Annotated in this window: 4 protein-coding genes; 1 reads left to right on the top strand and 3 read right to left on the bottom strand. The window is 66.6% G+C overall.

The genetic code is table 11. From position 1 onward, the window contains the following. Nucleotides 1-383 precede the first annotated feature (383 nt). Nucleotides 384-4271 carry a DNRLRE domain-containing protein gene (locus tag ACIQ1J_RS33920; protein WP_403563008.1) on the top strand — a complete coding sequence of 1296 codons (3888 nt, stop codon included), beginning with the start codon at nt 384-386 and terminating at the stop codon, nt 4269-4271. Between the two features lie 83 nt (nt 4272-4354). On the opposite strand, the gene ACIQ1J_RS33915 is transcribed toward ACIQ1J_RS33920, so the two are convergent. The 3 genes from ACIQ1J_RS33915 to ACIQ1J_RS33905 all read right to left on the bottom strand — a co-directional run bounded on the left by ACIQ1J_RS33915 (nt 4355) and on the right by ACIQ1J_RS33905 (nt 6644). Further along, the gene (locus tag ACIQ1J_RS33915; protein ID WP_403563006.1) at nt 4355-4807 is read right to left on the bottom strand and encodes an SMI1/KNR4 family protein; all 453 of its coding nucleotides are present in this window, start codon (nt 4805-4807) and stop codon (nt 4355-4357) included. A gap of 389 nt (nt 4808-5196) precedes the next feature. After that, complete coding sequence (locus ACIQ1J_RS33910; RefSeq protein ID WP_403563004.1) at nt 5197-5889, bottom strand: hypothetical protein; 693 nt, start codon at nt 5887-5889, stop codon at nt 5197-5199. 2 nt (nt 5890-5891) lie between these two features. Further along, nucleotides 5892-6644: an ABC transporter ATP-binding protein gene (locus tag ACIQ1J_RS33905; RefSeq protein ID WP_403563002.1), complete on the bottom strand. Its 753-nt coding sequence runs from the start codon at nt 6642-6644 to the stop codon at nt 5892-5894. Nucleotides 6645-6653: the final 9 nt, after the last annotated feature.

Raw genomic sequence — 6653 nt, 5'->3', positions numbered from 1 at the left:
CGTCACAATCCACACCGAACCGGAAGGCCCTCACCTGTTCAAGATCCCTCAGCCGAGATCTGGCTCACCCGTCCACAACCTCCCGGGACAGAACAGCTAGCCCGCACCAGTTTGGGCCGCGGTACGTGTCGCGGTGATGAGGTGCCGCGCAGCTCCGACGCGAAGGCCGGCGGCCGACACTCCGTCCACTGCACGAGACAGCCGGTGTGATCACTATCGCGTTTCAGGGCGAAGTCCCGGCTCAGCCCGCCACCCGGCTGGAGGCCGGTCAGCCGGGGCCGATAACTGCCTTTCCGCAGGCCTCACTTGTGCCTAATGTCCTGCGCTCGTGACGTCATTCGTACACGCGTCGCATTTTCCTACAGGGAAGGACATGCGCTTTCGTGTCTCCATACAGACAACAAGCGCCACGGCGCAGGGCACGCTTCGCGACCGGGGTCGCGCTGCTCCTGGTCGCCGAGACCGCGCTCGTGGCCGGGGCCTCGCTGCCTGCCGGCGCGGCACCCGCTGCGGAGCCCGACGCTCGCAGGAGCATCCAGCCGTCGAAGGACGAGATCCTCAAGTCGGACATCGCGTGGGCAGCCGCGCACGCGAAGGGCTCGAAGGCATGGGCGATCACCCAGGCGAAGAAGACCGGGAAGGAGGTGGTGGTCGCTGACGAGACGACGGCCACCACCTACACCGTCGCCAACCCCGACGGCACGCTGACCACCGAACTCACGACCGGCCCCGAGCGGGTGTGGCGTGACGGGAAGTGGCACAAGGTCGACGTCACCCTGACCGCGGGCGCGGACGGCGCGGTACGGGCGAAGAACCATCCCGAGGGGCTGCGCCTGGTCGGGAAGACCGGCAAGGCCCCGGCTTCGCTGAGCGCCGCACAGAAGGCTGCTCCGAAGGACCTGGTCACGCTCGGCAGCGGAGAGCAGGCGGTGACCCTGCAGTGGAAGGGCGGCCTGCCGAAGCCGGAGCTCGACGGCACGACCGCCCGGTACAGCGATGCCGTGCCCGGCGCGGATGTGATCGTCGAGGCGACCCGTACCGGCTTCGAGCAGTACGTCGAGATCGCGCAGAAGCCGAGCGCCGACGCCTACTCGTACACGCTGCCGGTCAAGGCGAAGGGCCTGATCGCGAAGGCCAACGAGGACGGGTCGGTCTCCTTCACCGACGCCAAGACGGGCGAGACCCGGGCGACGATGCCCGCCCCCGTCATGTGGGACGCCTCCGTCGACCAGCGGTCCGGGAAGCACGAGAACCGGGCCCGCGTCGGAATGAAGGTCGTCAACAAGGGCCCCGGCGCCGTGGACCTCGTGGTCACCCCCGATGCCGGCTTCCTCGCCGACCCGCAAACCCAGTACCCGGTGACGGTCGACCCGTCGACCTCGGCCCTGGGGAACCTGTTCGACACCTACGTCCAGCGCGGCGAGACGGTCGACTGGTCCGGCGACACCGAGCTCGACCTCGGCAACCCCGGCACCAAGAACGGCGACGGCACCTACCGCACGGCCCGTTCCTTCATCACCTGGAACACGGCACCGATCGCGGACGCACTGGTGTCCAAGGCGACCCTGTCCCTGTGGAACTTCCACTCGGGCAACACCGACTGCGCCGCCCAGCCGTGGGAGGTGTGGACGGCGAGCAATGCCAGCACCTCGAGCCGGTGGACGAACCAGCCCGTCATGGACGCGAAGTACGCGACCTCCACCGCGACGCGCGGCAACCCGGGCTGCACGGCCACCGACGGGTGGATCACCGCCGATGTGACCACGCTGGCCCAGTACTGGGCGGGCAAGCAGTGGGGCCATGCCGGTATGGGGCTTCGTGCCTCCAGCGAGTCCGACCTCCATGAGTGGAAGCGCGTCAACTCGGCCAACAACGCGGCCAACCAGCCGAGGCTCACGGTCACCTACAACTTCCGACCGGGTGACGGCACCGCGCAGCAGGCCGGCGCGCCCTTCAAGTCTTACGCGGGTGTATGGGCGGTCAACACCACGACGCCTACCCTGCGGGACAAGTTCACTGACGCCGACGGCGATCAGATCAACGGCACCTTCCAGGTCTACGACGCCGCTACGAACAGGCCCATCACCACCCCCGCCGGGGAGGGGCTGATCGTCTCCGACTACGTCGCCCCCGATGCGTGGGCTTCTGTGAAGGCGCCCGCTGGGCAGCTGGTCGATGGCAAGACATACAAGTTCCGCACCAACTCCTACGACGGCAGCCACTACAACCTGAACTGGTCACCATGGCGTCAGTTCGTCGTGGACACCACAGCGCCGGGCGCACCAGCCATGTCCTCGACCACCTATCCCGAAGGGCAGTGGGGTGGCGGAGCGGGCACCCCGGGTCAGTTCGACGTCCAAACGGGCGATGACGGTGCTCGCGAGGTCCGCTACCGGGTGGACGGTATCGCCGACCTCTCCGACGACGCGCTGGACGACTCCGAGAACGCACTGCGGTCTCCCGCCCTGCGTGCGGAAACCTGGCAGTCGACCCCGACCGACAGCACCAGCAGCGCATCGTTCGAGGTCACTCCTGCCTCCACGGGCTCTCACTACGTCGAGGCGGCCACCGTCGACCGTGCCGACAACGTTGGTGCAGTCCGTGCCTTCGGATTCAGGGCGGGCACCGACCCACGCCGGACGAACCATGTCATCGACATCGCCCTGCCCAAGCCGAAGAAGAGCGACGGCACCTGGCGGCAGGTGGAGGAATATCAGAGCATCCCCGACTGGAGCCCCGAGGGCACCGTCCTGGACATCGCCCGTGCCGCCGGCGGCAAGACCGCTGCTGGAAGGGTCGCTGGTGGCAACGCGAAGGAGCAGTGCGAGGAGTCCGGCACAACTCGGATCTGCTCGACGGTCAAGCTACGGGAAGTTCGCAAGCCTGGCTCCAAGGCACCCGAGCCCGGCAACGCGCCCAGCGACGGTGCTCGGGCCGAGGTGACGCCCGCGCCGATCGTCCCGTATTGCTCAAGGACGGGCCTGTCGGCAGACGGCAGCTTCACCCGCACCCAAGCCTGCCTGGGCTACCAGTACGTCTACCGTGCCTTCGAGATATCGAACAACAAGCCGCCCCAGCTCAAGGGCGTGGCTGTCTTCAATATCGAGGCACAGGTACTGACCGACGCCAAGTCCAAGGACATCAGGTTCTGGACAAGGTGGACCCCGCAGCCGCTGTTGCCCTCTGAACCTCCGGTCAAGGGCAGCATCAAGGTCAAGTTCGACCCCTCCTGTGACTTCGGGTGCGCCAGCGCACCCGAACACGACTGGGACGGGCCTATGACCTGGAACGGCTCGTACGCCACCGACCCGCACCAGCAGACCGGCACCGCGGTAATGACATGGGACACCTCCCTCGACGACCTCGACAACGCGGGTTCACATGACCGCGACCGGCAGCGCTCCTTCCCGATCAACTTCTACATGGAGATCGATACCAGCCTCGATGGCGTCAGGAAACAGGCCGTCAAATTCGAGAACGGGACGTTCTCGGCACGCTGCGACGCGGCGATGATCAACAACATGCCGCCGGGATGCGTCTTTCCCGCCTTCAACCCCGGCTGGGTCATCGATCCGGCCACGTATCCGGCCGCGGCCGTGCATGCCACGTTGATGGCGAACAAGCTGCCGGGGCATGAAGGCCATGACTCCAGTCATCCGCTGCACTACCTGCCGATGACCAAGAAGGGACAGCCGCAGCGCAACCGCTTCGACCGTCACAACAGGGAAAACCGCGCGGTGGTCTGCGGCCGTTCCGGTCCGACGGGCTGGGTCGCGCACGACAAGACCGCGTTGTTCGACTACCTGCTGACGCCCAAGCCCAGCAAGCCCGAGCCGAAGGACAAGCCTTCGTGCGACGAGTACACCTTCAACTCCACCTACGAGTCCGGTGGTATGCCCAAGACGCCGGACGGCAACGCCAACCCGTACCTGGTCAGTAACGGTGAGGAGTGTGTACTGACCTACGAGGGCCTCAGCCCTGACGGCACGCTTCACTTGCGTGACGACGGCAATTACCCGGAACCCGACTGGTCGAAGGTCAAGTGCGGCCGGTCGTCGATGTCGCTGGAGGTCAATTCGGGGGCAATGCGCCTGTTCAGTCAGTTCTCTTCGGCGAATCGACTGCTGGACGCCGACGGCTACTACATCTGGACGGGCCTGAACGCCGCCGGATGCAACTGGTCCGCGGAGAAGGTTATCTGCGACGACTGGGCCAACGGCTTCCCTGATCGAAGCCAGTCTGCGGTGAAGCTCAGCCCGCCTCGCCGCTGACACGACCGCGTTCGGAGACCGGATAGCAGACACCCCGCCCGTTGCAGGATCGACTGCTCAACGGGCGGGGTGTCTTGCCACCGTCAGTGGATGATCCGAAGTTCGTCAGCCACCTCGGTGAGGTAGTCGGTCAAGGTACTGCCCTCCTCGTAGAGGTGCGAGTAGTCCTGTCTGTCCCATGACCCGGTCAACCCCGTCGCGGCGTCGATGAACGTCCCGGTGAACGGGTCGTCGGGTTCGTCGGCCGTGAACGGGACCCATGTCGTCTCCCAGACACCCGGGTGATTCAGCAGGTCGTAAGCGTCTAAGGCCTGGCGCACTCCGAGCAGCACCTCGCCTTCGGGTATCAATGGCCCGACAGGCCCGCCGCACCGCAGCCACAGCGTGCGCAGATCGCCGGGGAGGCGGAACCCGAGATCGGCCTCCACCTCGGCAATCAGCTCGACGGAGGCGCCGGGAGGCGCTGGGAAAACGGGCGGGTGGAGTCTCAGCCAGGACTCAATACGATCCCAGGCCTCGATCACATCATCACTCATATGGTCATGGTATGAGCAGTGAAGGATGCGGAGTCCTGAACAGCAACAGCACTCAGATCGGCCAATATGGCCGCCCCGTGATCTTCGGCGAGCGGGCTAGCCAGTACACCTTCGGCGGGTCCCACGGCTTCTCGGGCCCTTCGGGTCTCAAAGCGTCATCCGTGAATTCGCTACGGAAATCCTCGACGAGTGACCGAGGGAGTCGGGAATGGCATGAACTGCCTGGACGGGGCCGGTGGAATTGGGCGTCGTAGCGGCGCGGACGCCCAGGAAGCCGCCGCGTCCGCCCGAGCCACCTGCCCCAGCTGGTCCCTCAGATGCCGCAGAACTCAGACTGCCGGGGGCAGCTGGGGGCCCGTGTGCCTTGGGGACGTCGCCGTCCCCGCCCATCAGCGTTCTCTCGCCCGCGATTCGGTGTTGGCCCGTTCGAGTTCTCGGATGACGGCCTGTTCGTCCTGACCGTGTACCGCTTTCTCGAGGCTGTGATCGTCTTTGCGGGAGAAGCGCTCACCGCGGGCAACGTCATCCTTGCTCAGGGCGCGTCCGCACCATTCTCCTTGTCCGACGGTGTGGTGGTCGAAGGCAACGGCGGCGCCTTCTCCCAGTACTGCCCACTGGCCGGAGGTCCATCGAAGGGCGAGGAGGTAGGTGTGGCCGGGTTCCAGGCGGGGAGCTGCCGCGGTCGTTCTCTTGGTGCGCTTGCCGTTGTAGCGGTAGACGTTCCAGCCGGCACTCACCATGTCGAAGTCCTTCCCGATCTGCTGGCGAGGGCGTGGGGAAGACCAGAGGAGCTTGTCCGTGCGGAACGTCACCGCTCGGTCGGTCTGGTACTGGATGGCGCCCTTGGCGAAGTTGCGCCGGTTGGTGTCCTGTTCGGCTGTCGGTGTGGCCACGACGACGTGATCGGCGTTGGTGATCCAGTCCGCCGCCGTCCGGGAGGGGTGGCTGTCGCTGGGCATTCCGCAGCCGACCACCGTGTCGAGGCCGCCGTGGCCGACCAGGACGCCGGCGGCAACTCCGGCCAGGGCCAGGATTGCGGCGACGGGACCGCTCGACAGGCGGTCGGCGACTATCGTTCGCACGTCTACCAGGACTCCTGAGCTGGGGCGAGGGCGGAGACGGTGGTGTAGGCGGCTTCGGCGCGGCGTGCTGCGGGTGTGTCTTGGGAGGCGTGGGCGAGGAAGGCCTGCGTGGCACCGGTGAAGGTGATGCGTCCCTGCTGCAGAACGGTGACCTGATCGGCTTCCTCCGCGAGGTCGGCGACGTCGTGCGTGGACATGAGTACGCGCACCTCGTCTGTGGCGAGGCCGGTGATCAGGTCGCGGAAGACGCGGCGCTGGGTGGGGTCCATGCCGGCGGTCGGTTCGTCCAGGAGGAGGACGCGGGCGCCGTGAACCAGGGCGGAGGCGACGCCGACGCGGCGGAGCTGGCCGCCGGAGAGTTTCTTGGTCTTGACGTCGGCTCGGTCGGCCATGTTGACCCGGTCCAGGGCGGCGAGTGCGGCGTCCCAGGCTTCGGGCTTCTTCATGCCCTTCAGCCAGCCCGTGTAGGCGACCTGCTCGCGTGCGGTCAGACCGGTCATCGGGATGATGGTCTGCGGCATCCAGGCCACCTGCTTGAGGTAGGCGGACTCGCGTGAGGTCAGGTCGCCCATGCGCACGGTCCCCGAGTGGGGCTGGTGCAAGCCGCTGGCGAGTTTGAGAAGGGTGGACTTTCCGGCCCCGTTGGGGCCGAGGAGGACGGTGAAGCCCATGGGGACGGCATAGGTCAGGTCGGTGAGGATCGGCGTGCCGGCGCGTCCGTAGCCGAAGGAGCAGGACTCGAAACTGATGGACATGACGAACCC

This window comes from Streptomyces sp. NPDC097107 (assembly GCF_044762405.1).
GTDB lineage: Bacteria > Actinomycetota > Actinomycetes > Streptomycetales > Streptomycetaceae > Streptomyces > Streptomyces thinghirensis.
The sequence above is the reverse complement of the archived record's forward strand: the minus strand, read 5'-3'. Positions and strand labels throughout refer to the sequence as shown.

What these genes read in the sequence shown, in the direction of transcription:
- ACIQ1J_RS33915 (WP_403563006.1), bottom strand. Translation starts at nt 4,807, where the DNA reads ATGAGTGATGATGTGATCGAGGCCTGGGATCGTATTGAGTCCTGGCTG.
- ACIQ1J_RS33905 (WP_403563002.1), bottom strand. Translation starts at nt 6,644, where the DNA reads ATGTCCATCAGTTTCGAGTCCTGCTCCTTCGGCTACGGACGCGCCGGC.